Source organism: Streptomyces sp. Xyl84 (assembly GCF_059731885.1).
In genome coordinates, this window is record NZ_AP029182.1 from 4,893,799 (window position 1) to 4,907,822 (window position 14,024).

Consider the following 14,024-nt stretch of genomic DNA (forward strand, 5'->3'; position numbering starts at 1 on the left):
CGACTGTCGGGAAACTGCTCGAACTTGGCTATAAAACCCTCTGCGATGAACCCTTGTCCACTTCGCAAAGTACCTAAATGGGGCGTAAAGTGGAAGCCTCGTTGTGAGGTGAATCACAGCGGGGGGATGTTTCTCAGACGGCCAGCAGAAACGCCAGAAATCCCATCACGATAACCGAAACGTAGACGGCCGCCTGATATCGCGCAGGGTACTCGTACTTGTCCCTGCGTACGCCCCTTCGCCATTCTTCGCACCATTCGGTGAAGAGTTTCCCGGAGGGGAGCAGGCCGAGGGCGAGACCCGTCCAGGTGAAGGAGTAGAGAACCAGCATCTGCCGCGCGTTCCAGTGCTGCTGCTGGAGATTTCCCACCGCGACCATGCCGAGGCAGCAGGCCGCGGAAACGACGGCCACCCACAGGGTCAGCCTGCGGACTTTCATCCAGCGGTGCATCTCGGCAGTGAGCAGGAAAGCGGCGAAAGCCGCCATGAGCAGCAGCCAGCCGAGGGGAAGCCGCGCGAGCATGACCGCTCCTTTCGGAAAACCCGCCAGGTCCTGTCGTCGAATTCCCGTCGTCGCCCGGAGGGCGGCCCTGCGGCGTCCGGTGCGCGCTCTCGGCGTGCCGGGCGGAAGTCCTCGTACCGGGCGTACTCGGGCTTTCGTCCGGTGCGGCGAGAGGGCGTGCCGGGCGTCGCGGGGCGGGCGGGAATTCGACGACAGGGCCTGGGGCCGGCGGCGGATGCGCCGCCGGCCCTGGCGGGGACCTTACACCGGGCCGCTCAGAAGAGGGATCCGAGCAGACCCGTCACCGGCGAGATGAGATCGTGTCCCGCCTGCGTGAGCTTGGTCGCCACCTTGGTCCCGCCGAGCGCTCCGATCCACTTGGACTGCCCGAACGTGATCAGGCTGAGCGCGGCGCTCCCGAGGGAGGACTGGAACTCGCTGCTCGTCCAGCCGTAGCCGATCCCGGTGAACAGGACGTTCAGTCCGGTGAATGCGAGCGAGGCATATCCGAAGCCGGTCGCGATGCCTTCGAGCGCCAGTCCGGCCGGCGGGAAGAAGACACCCACCCCGAGCCCGACCAGGCCGATGCCGACCGAGGCGAACCCGGTGCCGATGCTCGCCCAGTTGGTGGCGTTCGCCAGCCACCGGGCGTCCTTCTTCCACCAGGGCAGGCCGCCCTTGACATCGTCGTTGTCGGACGTGTCGGCCGGGTTCTGGCCGGCCTCCTTGGCCTTGCGGGCCTGCTCGGCCGCCGCCTTGGCCGCCGCCGCGATCTCCGCCTTCCGCTTGGCCGCGGCGATCTGGTGGGCCTGGCTCGCCGCCGCGGCGGCGGTCTGCGCGTCCTTGCCCGCCTGGACGGCCGAGGCACGCGCCGAGGCCGCCGACGCCTGCGCCGAGTTCGCCGACGCCACCGCGCGCTGCGCGGCGTCCACCGCGCGGTTGGCGGAGTAGTTCGCCGAGCGCGCGGCCGTGCGGGCGGTGGCCGCAGCGGCCTTCGCGCGGTCGGCGGAGGCCTGCGCGTCCTTGGCCGACTGCTCGGCGGCGTCCGCGTTCGCGTCCGCCTGCTGCGCGGACGCGGCGGCCTGGTCGGCGGCCTTCTTCGCCTTGTCCGCCCACTGCAGCGCCTCGGTGGCGGCGTTGCGGGCCTTGGCCGCCGCCTCCTGCGCCCGGGCCGCGTCCTCCTGCGCCTTGTTCGCGATCTTCGCGGCGGCGGCGATCGCGCCCTGCACGGCGGCGATGTGGGCGGCCGAGTCGTAGTCGAGCTGCGCGGTCTTGTACTGGACGGAGGCGATGAAGTTGCGACGCATCCACGTCGGGCCCTCCATCGCGGCCTGGGCGTGCGCCTTGGTGTACGGGCCGCCCTTGTCGATGAGGGCGGCGGTGGCGACCGCGTCGTCCTCGCGCTGCGCCGCCTCGTAGGTGACGCTGAGGAACTCGTGCAGGGCCTCGGCGGTCCCCGCGTTCAGGGCGTCGTTCGCCGCCTTCGTCACCGCGCTGCCCGGGCCGGCCGCCAGGACGCGGGAGACCGCGACCCGGTTGTCCGTCGCGGCGGCCTCGACCACACCGGTGGAGAGGAAGGACGTGCCGGCGTCCGGGTCGTCGCTCTCCAGCGCCCTGGTCGCGGCGTCGGCCACGTCCGGGGTGGTGATCTGCGCCAGGTACAGGACGGTCTCGCGGTCGTCCTGCTTCTGGGCGAGCGCCCGGTCGGTGTCGATCCAGCCGTGCACGTCGGCGTCGGCGCCGGACAGCGCGAACCGGGCCGCCTCGCGCGACCAGGAACCGCGGGAGTCCAGGTGGGCGAGGGCCGCCTTGCGCCCGAGGGTGGCGGCGAGCCCCAGGTCGCCGCTCTTCAGGGCCGCCTCGGCCTGCGCGACGAGGTCCTTGGTGGCCTGCTCGGCCTGCGAGACCTGGGTGCGCTTCTCGGCGTACTCCGCCCGCTCCCGCTCCTCGATCTCCGCGAGGTCGCGGGCCTCCTCCAGCGCCTGCTTCAGGTCCTCGTCCAGCCGCTGCCACTCGGCGTCGCGGGCCTGCTTCTCCACCGCGACCGCCTGGTTGACGGCGTCGGTGGCGGTGTTGGCCGCCGCGGTGGCCGCGTTGGCGAACTCGGTGGACTTCTTCGCGTACTCGACGGCCTGGCCCGCGTACTTGACGGCCCACTCGGCGGCGTCCGCGGCCTTGTCCGCGTGGTCGGCCGCGCTGTTGGCGGCGTCGCGTGCGGTGCGCGCGGCACTGGCCGCGGTGTTCGCCAGGGCCTGCGCCGTACCGGCCGCGTTGGTGGCGATCTGCGCGTTGCTGCTCGCGATCTGCGCCTGCCGCTTGGCCTCGGCGGCCTCGGCCTGCGCCTTGCCGGCGGCGGACGCGGCGGTGGCGGAGGCGTTCGCGGCGGCGGCCGCGTTGCGGGCGGCCGAGGCGGCGGCCGAACCGGCGCTCGCGGCCTGCGCGGAGGAGGTGGCGGCGTAGTCGGCGGCCTTCGCGGCACTGCGCGCCTTGGCGGCGGCGTTGCGCGCGGCGACGGCGGCGTCCTTGGCGGCGGACGCCTTGGAGGCGTCCTTGGAGGCGGCGATGGCCGCGTTGTAGGCGCGGGCGGCGGCGGAGCCGGCGGTGGCCGCCGCCTGGCTCGCGGCGGTGGCGGCGTAGGCGGCCCGGCGGGAGGCCTGCACGGCGGCGTGCGAGGCGCGGATGGCGACGCGGGAGGAGTCGGCGGCGCCCTGCGCGGCCTGCGCCGCCTTGCGGGCGGCCTTGCCCGACTTGACCACGTCCTCCTGGGCGGCCTGGGCCTCGGCCGCGGCCTTCTCGGCGGCCTCCTTGGCCTTCGCGGCGGCCTCGACGGCGCGGGCGGCGGCCTCCTCGGCCTCCTTCGTCTTCGCGTCGGCGATCTTGCCCTCGCGCTCGACGACCGCGACCAGTTCCTCGATCTTGGCGGACTCCTGGTCCCGGGCCCGGGCGATGTGCTGGCCGGTGTCGAGGAACCACTCGACGTCGTCGGCGGTGCCGTCCAGTGCACGGGTGGCGTACTTCTGCACCTCGGGGCCCGCGTTCACGGTGAGCGCGGACACCTGGAAGCGCATGTCCTCCAGGCGGGCGCTGTACTGCCCCTCGGTGAGGAAGTCCTCCAGGGCCTCCTGCGTGCCCGCGCTCAGGGCGGCGTCGCCGTCCCGGCGCACGGCTTTGTCCCCGGTCGCCATCACGGTGCTGGTGGCGACGCGCAGGTCCTCCACGATCGCGGTCTTGAAGCCGGAGCCGAGGTAGTCGGTGACGGCCGCGTCGCCGCCGTCGAGCGCGGCGGAGGCGGCCCGCCGGGTGCCCGTGCCGCCCGCCGCCAGCGAGGTCAGGACGGCCACGCGGTTGTCCTCGGCCGTGGCCGCGGGCAGTTCGGTGGCCAGGAAGGTCTGGATGTCGGCGTCGGTGCCGCTCAGCGCCAGTTCCGCGGCGGCGCGCACGGCCGGGCCGCCCAGCAGCCATGCCTTCACGGCCTTCGCCCGGTCGGTGTCGGGCAGGTTGAGCGGGTCGCCATCGTCGTCCGCCGGGGGCGTGTCGGCGGCCCAGGCGGCGACGGGGTTGAGGACGAGACTCGACGTGGCGGTGACGGCCGCGGTGGCGGCGAGGGCGCCGAGAACGCGTCGTCTGCTCCAGTAGGTGGTGTCCAAAGCGGTCCTTCGTTGTCGGTGCCCGACGGCTGCGCGAAGGCGGCGGAGCGCCGCCGGACAGACTGGTGTCCACCGCGCGCATGTCCCCCCGTTGGTGCAGAAGTTGAGCAGGGACACGACAGAGCGCCACGCGAAGATACGCACTCCGGGGAATTTGTTGAACACCCGTGGAGGATTCGTTGGCCAAATACGGACCCTCACCGATGGTTTTGCGCCATCTTCCGGTCAACCGGGCGCTTCCCCACGGGGCTTGAGCGCCGGTTGAGAGACACCTCACGTTTCAGACGCGCCCCGGGGCGCGATCCGGTCATTCGTCCGCGTACTGGACGAACGAGCGGTCGCCGGCCGGCTCGCGTAGATTGCGAGGCGGATCACCGCAGGGACGGGATCACCGGAACACGGAGGGGACGGGCGGCAAGGTGGCAGGGGCAAGGCAGGCCGTGCGGGAGGCCCGCAGGATCGTCGTCAAGGTGGGCTCCTCGTCGCTGACCACCGCCGCCGGCGGCCTGGACGCCGACCGGGTGGACGCCCTCGTCGACGCCCTCGCCAAGCACGGCGGCCCCGGGCACAAGGAGGTCGTCCTCGTCTCCTCCGGCGCCATCGCCGCCGGTCTCGCCCCGCTCGGCCTGCGCCGCCGCCCCAAGGACCTCGCCCGCCAGCAGGCCGCCGCCAGCGTCGGCCAGGGCCTGCTCGTGGCCCGCTACACCGCCTCCTTCGCCCGCTACGGCATCCGCGTCGGCCAGGTCCTGCTGACCGGCGACGACACCAGCCGCCGCGCCCACCACCGCAACGCCTCCCGCACCCTCGACAAGCTGCTGGCCATGGGCGCCCTGCCGATCGTCAACGAGAACGACACCGTCGCCACCGACGAGATCCGCTTCGGCGACAACGACCGTCTCGCCGCCCTCGTCGCCCATCTGGTCCGCGCCGACCTGCTCGTCCTGCTCTCCGACGTGGACGGCGTCTACGACGGCGACCCGAGCCGGCCGGGCACCTCCCGGATCACCGAGGTGCACGGCCCCGCCGACCTCGCGGGCGTGGAGATCGGCAGCGCCGGCAAGGCGGGCGTCGGCACCGGCGGCATGGTCACCAAGGTCGAGGCCGCCCGGATCGCCGCCGCCGCGGGCATCCCCGTCGTCCTCACCAGCGCCGTGCACGCCGCCGACGCCCTGGCGGGCAACGACACCGGCACCTACTTCCACCCCACCGGCAGGCGCTCCGCCGACCGGCTGCTGTGGCTCCAGCACGCCTCCACCCCGCAGGGCGCCCTCACCCTCGACGACGGCGCGGTGCACGCGGTCGTCGAGGGACGCAAGTCGCTGCTCCCGGCGGGCATCGCCGCCGTCGAGGGTGACTTCGCCGCCGGCGACCCGGTCGAACTGCGCGACGGCCGCGGCCACCCCGTCGCCCGCGGCCTCGTCAACTTCGACGCGAAGGAGATCCCCCGGCTGATCGGCCGCTCCACCCGGGAACTCGCCCGCGAACTGGGACCGGCGTACGAACGCGAGGTCGTACACAGGGACGACCTGGTGCTCCTGGAGCCGTAATGGGCCGAAACGTCCGGCCGTCCGGTCCCTGAAGGTGGGGGACCTTCCGCAAAACCGCCCCACGGAGCCGTAGGGCCTGCTGCACTTTGTCCCGGGGACACATTCCGCACGAGCGCTGGGTGAAGGAGGCCGTCGTGAGACGAGTGCGCCCTGGGGTGGCGGCGTCCCGCGGTGGTGCCGGCGGGTCCCCCTCCCGCGCACCCGGTGAGGAACGGGCCCTGACCAGCGTCGCCGCCGGCGACCGGTACGCGCGGGAACAGCAGGCCCACGAGCGCCAGGGGGAGCGCGGGACGCGCCGGGCGCACGACGGGCGCGAGGAACCGGCGGACCTGCCCCGGCTGTGGCACATCACCCTGCGGGTCTCCGGTGCCGGGACCCCGCTGCAGGAGGTCCGGCGCGGCCTGGAACAGCTCGCCCACGACCACCCCTTCCTGCTGACCAGCCGCTACGCCGACGACCACGCCGAGATCCGCTACTGGGAAGAGGCCCGCGACCTGCACGACGCGGCCGCCGTCGCCCTGCGCCTGTGGGGCGAGCACCGGCAGAGCGCCCGGCTGCCGCCCTGGGAGATCGTCGGCCTGGAGGTCATCGACCGCGAGACCTACCACCAGCGCCTGGCCGAGGGCTACGGGCCGCCCCCGGCCACCCCGGTCGGCGTCCACCCCTTCTGACGTCCTTCCGGCCCGCCTCCCGACCTCGCCCGGGCTGCCCCGCCGGGACCGTCTCGCGGGCGACCACGCCCGTCTCGCGGTGTGGAACAGCGCGTGAACGCCCCAGCTCGGCGCACTACGCTTCCCCCATGACCACGCTCTCGCCGTACGACTCGATGTCCCCTGTGGCCCAGGCCGCCTACCGGGCCAAGGCCGCCGCAGCCGACCTCGCGCCGCTGCCGCGCGCGGAGAAGGACGACGCGCTGCTCGCCATCGCGGACGCCCTGGAGGTCCGTACCAGCGAGATCGTCGAGGCCAACGCGAAGGACGTGGCCAAGGCCCGCGCGGCCGGCACCGCCGAGGCCATCGTCGACCGGCTCACGCTCACCCCCGAGCGGGTGCGGGCCATCGCCGCAGACGTGCGCGACGTGGCGGCGCTGCCCGACCCGGTCGGCGAGGTCGTCCGCGGCTCCACCCTGCCCAACGGACTGGACCTGCGCCAGGTCCGCGTCCCGCTCGGCGTGGTCGGCATCATCTACGAGGCCCGCCCCAACGTCACCGTGGACGCCGCCGCCCTGTGCCTGAAGTCGGGCAACGCGGTCCTGCTGCGCGGCTCGGCCTCCGCCTACGAGTCGAACACCGCCCTGGTCCGGGTGATCCGCGACGCGGTCGGCGGCGCCGGACTGCCCGCCGACGCCGTCCAGCTCGTCCCCGGTGAGAGCCGTGAGAGCGTGCGCGAGCTGATGCGCGCCCGCGGCCTGGTCGACGTGCTGATCCCGCGCGGCGGCGCCTCCCTCATCCGCACCGTGGTCAACGAGTCCACCGTCCCCGTGATCGAGACCGGCACCGGCAACTGCCACGTCTACGTCGACGCCCAGGCCGACCTCGACATGGCCGTCGACATCCTGATCAACTCCAAGGCCCAGCGCCCCAGCGTCTGCAACGCCGCCGAGACGCTCCTGGTCCACCAGGACATCGCCGCCGAGTTCCTGCCGCGTGCCCTGGACGCCCTCGCCGACGCCGGGGTCACCGTGCACGCCGACGAGCGGGTCATGGCGTACGCGAAGGACTCCCGCGCCACGGTCGTCGAGGCCACCCCGGAGGACTGGGACACCGAGTACCTCTCCTACGACATCGCCGCCGCCGTCGTCGACTCCCTGGACCGGGCCGTCAGCCACATCCGGCTGTGGAGCTCCGGCCACACCGAGGCCATCGTCACCACCTCGCAGCAGGCCGCCCGCCGCTTCACCCGGCTGGTCGACTCCACCACCGTCGCCGTGAACGCCTCCACCCGGTTCACCGACGGCGGCCAGTTCGGCTTCGGCGCGGAGATCGGCATCTCCACGCAGAAGCTGCACGCCCGCGGCCCCATGGGCCTGCCGGAGCTGACCAGCACCAAGTACATCGTCACCGGCGACGGGCACATCCGGCGCTGAGCCGCCGCCCGCCGCGGCCGTCGCCGGCCGTCTCACCTGGCGGATGAATTTCCGCACCGTCTGCCCAAATTGACCCCCCAGGTCTACTCTGGACCCGTGCCGGAGGACGTGGGGGGCACGCCGTTCCCGGACGGCTGGGAGCCCGACGACGACCACGACCGCGGGGTGTCGGACGAAGAGTTCGCCTCCGTGGTCTTCGACGAGGCCTTCGTACGGGCGGCCGTGATCCACGAGCCGACCGCCGTCGAACGCCTCCTGGCCGCGGCGCAGGCCAGAGCCGAGGCCACCGAGGCCGAGGCCCGCCGCGCCCGCGCGAGAGGCGAGCGCTACGACGACGGCTTCGGGACCGGTCCGCGCGCGCTCGGCGCCGACCACGGCCTCGACGACCTGGACGACCCCGACGTGCTCGAACGCCGCTTCGGCGGCCCCGGCGCGTCCGGCAGACAGGTCCGCTGGCACCGGCCCGTCGCCTGGGTGCTCGCGCTCGTCATGGGCATCGGCATGGTCGCCCTGGCCTTCGCGGCCGTCTACCGGGGCGGCTCGTCCGGCAGCCGCGAGCAGGCACCGCCGCCCGCCTCGACGGGCCTGGAGCAGGGCAGCGCCGCCGCGCCCCCGGCGTCCGCCGCCCCCTCCCGCCCGCCCGTGCCGGCGGTCCCGCGCAGCCACTGAGCATCCGCCGGCCACGCCGGTGAGCGGTTGTCAGAACTTGGCGCACAGCAGCGCGTTTACCGGCGCTTGCCGGGACCTACCCTGAAAGTATGGGAGGGCCTGGCGACCCGCCTGAAGGGGTTCCCGACGGCACCCCCTCGGGCGCGGAGGACGAATACCGATCCGTCGTCTTCGACGAGTCGTTCGTCCGCGCTGCCCGCCTCCAGGAGTACTCCGCCCAGGAGCGGATGACCGACCACACGCCCGCCGTCCGCCGCCGCCCGCGCCCGCACCGCGCACTGCCGCGGCAGGCGCTGTTCCTCGTCCTGCTGATCGCCGTCGCCTTCGCCACCGCGATCTACATGGGCGTACGCACGCCGTACCGGTCCCTGCTGCCGCCGCGGGCCGTCGAGCAGCTGCGGGCGACCGTCGTCCCGCTCGCCCCCGCCGGCGAGGTGCCCGGCAGCAGCGACCTCGCGGGCCTGTACGCGCGCAGTCCCGCCGCCCGGTACGCCACCGGCGCCGAGGGCCTGCCGCTGCCCGCCCACCGTGGCACGGCGCACTTCTCGGACAGCCAGGTCGTCGCCGCCCTGACCGGCGCGCGGGACTACATCGTGGCCTCCTCCCTCGACCCCGGGGTGCTCGTCGGCGGCCGGACGGACGCCGTGCGGGCCCTGCTGGACCCGGGCCAGCTCGGCCAGTTCGACCGGAGCGTCACCGGCGCGAACGCCGACGGGAGCACCGGCGCAAGCACCGGCCGGGGCGGGGCCGGGAGCGCTCGCGGGGGTGCGGGCGGGGCCGCCGCCACCGCATGGCTGGTCCGCTTCGACCCCGGCCGCGTCCAGCTCGCCGACCCCCTCGTCCGGGTGCGGGGCTCCCTCCGGGTCGCCGAGGCGGACTCCGCCACCCTGGAGGTCACCGCCGACCCCGTCCTCGTCTACGCCCTCAAGCCCGCGGGCGCCGGCGCCACGGCCCCGGCCTCGCTCTTCACCGTCCGGCGGGAACTGCGGTTCCGCTTCGACCAGGACGACCTGCGGCTGCACCAGGTCCAACTGGTCGTCGCCACCGTCGAGGCGGGCCCGCTGTCCTGCGGCGACGACGCGGCCGACCGCTTCCAGCCGCTGCTGGCCGGCCGGAGCGCGCGGGCGGGCGGCCCGGCCGCGACCGACCCGTACGCGCCCGACGGCGTGAGCGCCGTGTGCGGCGCGCTGGCGCCGGGCGCCCAGCCGAAGGCGTGAGGCTCAGTCCTCGTCCCGCTCGTCCCGCTCGTCCCGCTCGCGCCGCTCGCGCCGCTCGCGCCGCTCGTGCGAGGGGCCTTCGCCGGGCGGCTCGTCTCTCGCGTCCCGGCCCTCCCCGGGCGCGGTGCCGCCGGCACCGGTGTCTTCGGCCCCCCTGGAGTCCTTCGGCGGCGCCGAGCCGGTGAATCCGCTGAAGCCGCGCCGGAACCGGTCGCCCAGGTCGCCCGCCCCGCCCGCGAGGTCGGTCACCAGCTTCATCAGCGGGTCCTTGGAGTTCTTCACATGGCCGGCGTAGTGCGCGGCCGACTCCCGGAAGGAGTCGCCGACCGAGGTGTCCTTGTCCTCGCTGCGGCGCGGGTAGTGGCCGTCCACGATCCGCTGGTAGTCGCGGGACTCGGCCCACTTCTTCAGCTCGGCCGCGCGCACGGTGGTGAAGGGGTGGGTGCGCGGCAGCACGTTGAGGATCTTCAGGACGGAGTCGCGCAGGTCGCCCGCCGACTCGTACTCCTCGGCCTGCCGCAGGAAGGCGTCGACGTTCATCTCGTGCAGGTGGTTGCCGCCCGCGATCTTCATCAGGCCGCGCATGGACGCCCGCAGGTCCTGCCCGACCAGCAGTCCGGCCCGGTCCGCCGACAGCTCCGACTTGCGGAACCACTCGCGCAGCGCCGTCACGATCGCCATGATCGCGATGTTGCCCAGCGGGATCCAGGCCACCCGCACCGCCAGACTGGTCAGGAACAGCAGGATCGTGCGGTACACCGCGTGGCCCGAGAGGGCGTGGCCCACCTCGTGGCCGACGACCGCGCGCATCTCCTCCTCGTCGAGCAGCTCGACCAGCCCCGTGGTCACGACGATGACCGGCTCGTCCAGGCCGATGCACATCGCGTTGGGCTGCGGGTCCTGGTTCACGTACATCGGGGGGACCTTCTCCAGGTCCAGGATGTAGCAGGCGTCCCGCAGCATGTCGTGCAGGTGTGCGAACTGCTCGTCCGAGACGCGCACCGAGTCGGACAGGAAGAGCAGCCGGAGACTGCGCTCGGGCAGCAGGCCGCTGAGGGCCTTGAACACGGTGTCGAATCCGCTCAGCTTGCGCAGCGCGACCAGCGCGGAGCGGTCGGCCGGGTGCTCGTACGCACGCGAGGAGATCCCCGGGAAGCGCGTGCGCCGCCGGCCGGGCACCCGCTCGGGGCCGTCGTGTTCGCGGCGGTCGTCGGACATGTGATCCCCCATGTGCGTCTGTGTCGCCCAATGTGCCCCCGAAGCAGGGGCCAGCCTGGGCGGCGATACCGTGGACGGGCAGTACAGCGAAGGAGTCACGCCATGGAGCACTACCCCGCAGCCGCCCGGCTGGCCGAGGCCGCGAACACCACAGCGCAGCATCAGGGATCGGGCGACCTGCTCCGCATCGTCCTGGTCGTGATGGTCCTGGGCTGTGTGCTCACCGGCTGGTTCCTCCTGCGCGGCTACAAACGGAACGACGACTGACCCTCCCGCAAGGTTCCCGCGCCCCCGCACGGTCCCCGCACCCGGTGCCGGGGGCCGCGCAACCGTGGAGTCGGGGTGAGCGGCGTGAAGGCGGGCGCTTACGATGGGCGGGCATCTTTATCCCGCCCACACCCGGATAGGTCTGCCGAAGATGAGCATCCCCAGCACCGCTGCCCAGTTGGTCAACCTCGCCGAGGCCGAGGGCGGCAACCACGAGAGCCTCAACCCCGCGGTGACGGGCGGCGCCGCCCTCATCATCCTGCTGCTCCTGCTCTGGATCACCACCCGCTTCAACCGCGACCGCTGAGCCCGGCGGGAGCCTTCGGGCCGGGCCGGTAGGGTCTGCACGCATGGGAGAGCAGGACATGCCTACCGGTCCGGTGAGTGACACGGTGAAGCACCTCGGCGACGGACCCGGCAGCGGCCCCTCGTCCTCGGGCAAGCGCCGCCTGGGCGTCATGGGCGGAACGTTTGACCCGATCCACCACGGTCACCTCGTGGCGGCCAGCGAAGTGGCCGCGCAGTTCCAGCTGGACGAGGTGGTGTTCGTCCCCACCGGCCAGCCCTGGCAGAAGTCCCACCGCAGGGTCTCGGCCGCCGAGGACCGCTACCTGATGACGGTCATCGCGACCGCCGAGAACCCGCAGTTCTCCGTCAGCCGCATCGACATCGACCGCGGCGGTGCCACGTACACCGTGGACACCCTGCGCGACCTGCGCGCCCTCAACCCGGACACGGACCTGTTCTTCATCACGGGTGCCGACGCCCTCGGCCAGATCCTCACCTGGCGCGACTCGGAGGAGCTGTTCTCCCTCGCGCACTTCATCGGGGTGACCCGGCCGGGTCACCACCTCACCGACCCCGGTCTCCCCGAGGGCGGTGTCTCGCTCGTCGAGGTCCCCGCCCTCGCCATCTCGTCCACGGACTGCCGGGCGAGAGTCGCCAAGGGGGACCCCATCTGGTACATGGTGCCGGACGGAGTCGTGCGCTACATCGCCAAACGCGAGCTGTACCGCGGCGAGTGAGCCGAGAGGGGCACCGGTGAACGACCGATACGACGCTGCGTACGGGGACGACGGTTACGAACTGGTCGGCTACGACGACTACGGCCGGCCCGTGTACCGGCAGGTCCCGGCGCAGCAGACCCCGCAGCAGACGTACGACGCGTACGGCCCGCAGGGCTACGGCTACGACCCGTACGCCGCGGGCGGCGGGCAGCAGGCCGCCCCGGCCGCCGGCGATCCCTACGGGACCTACCCGCCGTCGCAGGAGCCGTACCCGGCGCACCAGCCCCCGGGGGCCTCCGGAGCCGCCGGTGCCTACGACCCCTACGACCCCTACGGCCAGGGCGCCCCTACGGCTCCGGCGGCCCCGTACGACCCCTACGACCCGTACGGACAGGCGGCCGGCGGCGGGCAGCAGCACCGGGTCGCCGAGCAGACCGCCGCCCGCATCCCGCAGCAGGCCGGGCCGCCGGCGGACCCGGCCGCGGGCCCTGCCGCGCACCCCGCCGCCGACCCGGCGGGGGAGGAGACCACGGAGCGGCCCGACGGGCCGGAGGCGGGTGCGGGGGAGTACCACACCGAGCAGTTCGCCTTCGTCGAGGAGCCGACCGACGACTCCGAGGACGTCATCGACTGGCTGAAGTTCACCGAGAACCGCACCGAGCGCCGCGAGGAGGCCCGCCGCCGCGCCCGCAGCCGTGTGATCGCCCTGGCGGTGGTCCTCGCCCTGGTCGCGGTCGGCGGCGTCGGCTGGCTCTGGTACGCGGGCAAGCTCCCCGGGGTGTCGTCGTCCGGCGACGGCGGTGGCGCGGCGACCGCCGCGGGCGCCCAGAAGCGCGACGTGATCGTCGTCCACCTGCACGACACCGCCAAGGGCGGCACCTCGACGGCGCTGCTCGTCGACAACACCACCACCAAGCAGGGCACCACGGTGCTGCTGCCCAACTCCCTGGCGGTGGCGGCCGACGACGGCACGGCCACGACCCTCGCCAAGTCGGTCAAGGACGACGGCTCCTCCGGGACCCGTGAGCAGCTCGACACCGTGCTCGGCACCAGCATCCAGGGCACCTGGCGCCTGGACACCCCCTACCTGCAGAACCTCGTCGACCTGGTCGGCGGCATCGAGGCCGACACCGACGCCGACGTGCCCGACCCGGACACGAAGAAGAAGGGCACGACGGCGCTCGTCCACAAGGGCCGGGCCCAGACCCTCAGCGGCCGGATGGCCGTCGCCTACGCCACCTACCGCGCCCCGGGCGAGGACGAGAACGCCCAGCTGAAGCGGTTCGGGCAGGTGATGCAGGGCGTGCTGCGCAAGATCTCCTCCGACCCGCAGGCCGCCACCACCACCGTGCAGACGCTGGCGCAGATCCTCGACCCCTCGCTCACCGACAAGGACCTCGGCACGTTCCTCGCCAAGCTCTCGGAGCTGGCCAAGGGCGGTGACTGCAAGACCGCGCTGCTGCCCGTGCAGAGCGACGGCACGCTGTCCGCGCAGACCAGTGACAGCGTGGTCAAGGCCATCCTGGGCGGCACCGCGAAGAGCCCCGCCCAGGGCTCGGCCGTCCGCGTCGCCGTCCAGAACGCCTCCGGCACCAAGGCCGACACCGACAAGGCGCGCGTCGCCCTCCTCAACGGCGGTTTCACCTTCGTCGAGGGCGGTACGGCAGCCGCGGCCCGCTCCGCGTCCCAGGTCGTCTACGCCGACGCCGCCCACAAGGACGACGCCACCGAGGCGGCCAAGACGCTGGGCCTGCCGGCGAGCGCCGTGACGAAGGGCACGGTCACCGCGAACGCCGACGTCTCCGTCGTCCTCGGCCAGGACTACAAGCCCGCCTCCGCCCGGTGACCCGTAATCGCGTGGGGC

General features: G+C 73.5%; 12 protein-coding genes. 9 read left to right on the top strand and 3 right to left on the bottom strand.

The features are described from left to right. Positions 1-133: 133 nt before the first annotated feature. Together AC6I72_RS21200 and AC6I72_RS21205 are read right to left on the bottom strand one after the other, a co-directional pair. Complete coding sequence (locus AC6I72_RS21200; RefSeq protein WP_498002689.1) at positions 134-523, bottom strand: hypothetical protein; 390 nt, start codon at positions 521-523, stop codon at positions 134-136. 254 nt (positions 524-777) lie between these two features. After that, positions 778-4,149 (bottom strand): ALF repeat-containing protein, encoded by a 3,372-nt coding sequence (locus AC6I72_RS21205; protein WP_498002690.1) that lies wholly within the window; start codon positions 4,147-4,149, stop codon positions 778-780. A gap of 419 nt (positions 4,150-4,568) precedes the next feature. Here AC6I72_RS21205 and proB point away from each other — a divergent pair, with 419 nt between their 5' ends. From proB to AC6I72_RS21230, 5 genes are all read left to right on the top strand, one after another. Then, complete coding sequence (proB, locus tag AC6I72_RS21210; protein ID WP_498002691.1) at positions 4,569-5,696, top strand: glutamate 5-kinase; 1,128 nt, start codon at positions 4,569-4,571, stop codon at positions 5,694-5,696. Positions 5,697-5,839: 143 nt separating this feature from the next. Beyond that, the gene (locus AC6I72_RS21215; protein ID WP_498004758.1) at positions 5,840-6,367 is read left to right on the top strand and encodes a DUF8830 family protein; all 528 of its coding nucleotides are present in this window, start codon (positions 5,840-5,842) and stop codon (positions 6,365-6,367) included. A 128-nt stretch (positions 6,368-6,495) separates the two neighbouring features. Further along, entirely contained in the window at positions 6,496-7,782 is a 1,287-nt protein-coding gene (locus AC6I72_RS21220; protein ID WP_498002692.1) for a glutamate-5-semialdehyde dehydrogenase, read from the top strand. A 96-nt stretch (positions 7,783-7,878) separates the two neighbouring features. Then, positions 7,879-8,451 carry an SCO2584 family spore wall biosynthesis protein gene (locus AC6I72_RS21225; RefSeq protein WP_498002693.1) on the top strand — a complete coding sequence of 191 codons (573 nt, stop codon included), beginning with the start codon at positions 7,879-7,881 and terminating at the stop codon, positions 8,449-8,451. 89 nt (positions 8,452-8,540) lie between these two features. Then, positions 8,541-9,668, top strand: a complete 1,128-nt coding sequence (locus AC6I72_RS21230; RefSeq protein ID WP_498002694.1) for an SCO2583 family membrane protein — start codon at positions 8,541-8,543, stop codon at positions 9,666-9,668. A 3-nt stretch (positions 9,669-9,671) separates the two neighbouring features. Here the strand turns inward: AC6I72_RS21230 and AC6I72_RS21235 are convergent, their stop codons facing one another. After that, positions 9,672-10,886, bottom strand: coding sequence for a M48 family metallopeptidase (locus tag AC6I72_RS21235; protein WP_498002695.1), 1,215 nt, complete (start codon positions 10,884-10,886; stop codon positions 9,672-9,674). Positions 10,887-10,988: 102 nt separating this feature from the next. Here AC6I72_RS21235 and AC6I72_RS21240 point away from each other — a divergent pair, with 102 nt between their 5' ends. From AC6I72_RS21240 to AC6I72_RS21255, 4 genes are all read left to right on the top strand, one after another. Continuing rightward, entirely contained in the window at positions 10,989-11,153 is a 165-nt protein-coding gene (locus AC6I72_RS21240) for a hypothetical protein (RefSeq protein ID WP_037854412.1), read from the top strand. Between the two features lie 151 nt (positions 11,154-11,304). Next, on the top strand, positions 11,305-11,460 hold the full coding sequence (locus tag AC6I72_RS21245; protein WP_199811562.1) for a hypothetical protein: 156 nt from the start codon (positions 11,305-11,307) through the stop codon (positions 11,458-11,460). A 43-nt stretch (positions 11,461-11,503) separates the two neighbouring features. Then, a complete protein-coding gene (gene nadD / locus AC6I72_RS21250) occupies positions 11,504-12,178 on the top strand; it encodes a nicotinate-nucleotide adenylyltransferase (RefSeq protein ID WP_498002696.1) in 675 nt (224 codons plus the stop codon). Positions 12,179-12,194: 16 nt separating this feature from the next. Continuing rightward, the gene (locus AC6I72_RS21255) at positions 12,195-14,006 is read left to right on the top strand and encodes an LCP family protein (protein WP_498002697.1); all 1,812 of its coding nucleotides are present in this window, start codon (positions 12,195-12,197) and stop codon (positions 14,004-14,006) included. Positions 14,007-14,024 lie beyond the last annotated feature (18 nt).

Excerpts from the sequence above, each read along its gene's own strand:
- AC6I72_RS21220 (WP_498002692.1), top strand. The coding sequence starts at position 6,496 with ATGACCACGCTCTCGCCGTACGACTCGATGTCCCCTGTGGCCCAGGCC.
- AC6I72_RS21245 (WP_199811562.1), top strand. The coding sequence starts at position 11,305 with ATGAGCATCCCCAGCACCGCTGCCCAGTTGGTCAACCTCGCCGAGGCC.
- nadD (WP_498002696.1), top strand. The coding sequence starts at position 11,504 with ATGGGAGAGCAGGACATGCCTACCGGTCCGGTGAGTGACACGGTGAAG.
- AC6I72_RS21230 (WP_498002694.1), top strand. The coding sequence starts at position 8,541 with ATGGGAGGGCCTGGCGACCCGCCTGAAGGGGTTCCCGACGGCACCCCC.
- AC6I72_RS21240 (WP_037854412.1), top strand. The coding sequence starts at position 10,989 with ATGGAGCACTACCCCGCAGCCGCCCGGCTGGCCGAGGCCGCGAACACC.
- AC6I72_RS21235 (WP_498002695.1), bottom strand. The coding sequence starts at position 10,886 with ATGTCCGACGACCGCCGCGAACACGACGGCCCCGAGCGGGTGCCCGGC.
- AC6I72_RS21200 (WP_498002689.1), bottom strand. The coding sequence starts at position 523 with ATGCTCGCGCGGCTTCCCCTCGGCTGGCTGCTGCTCATGGCGGCTTTC.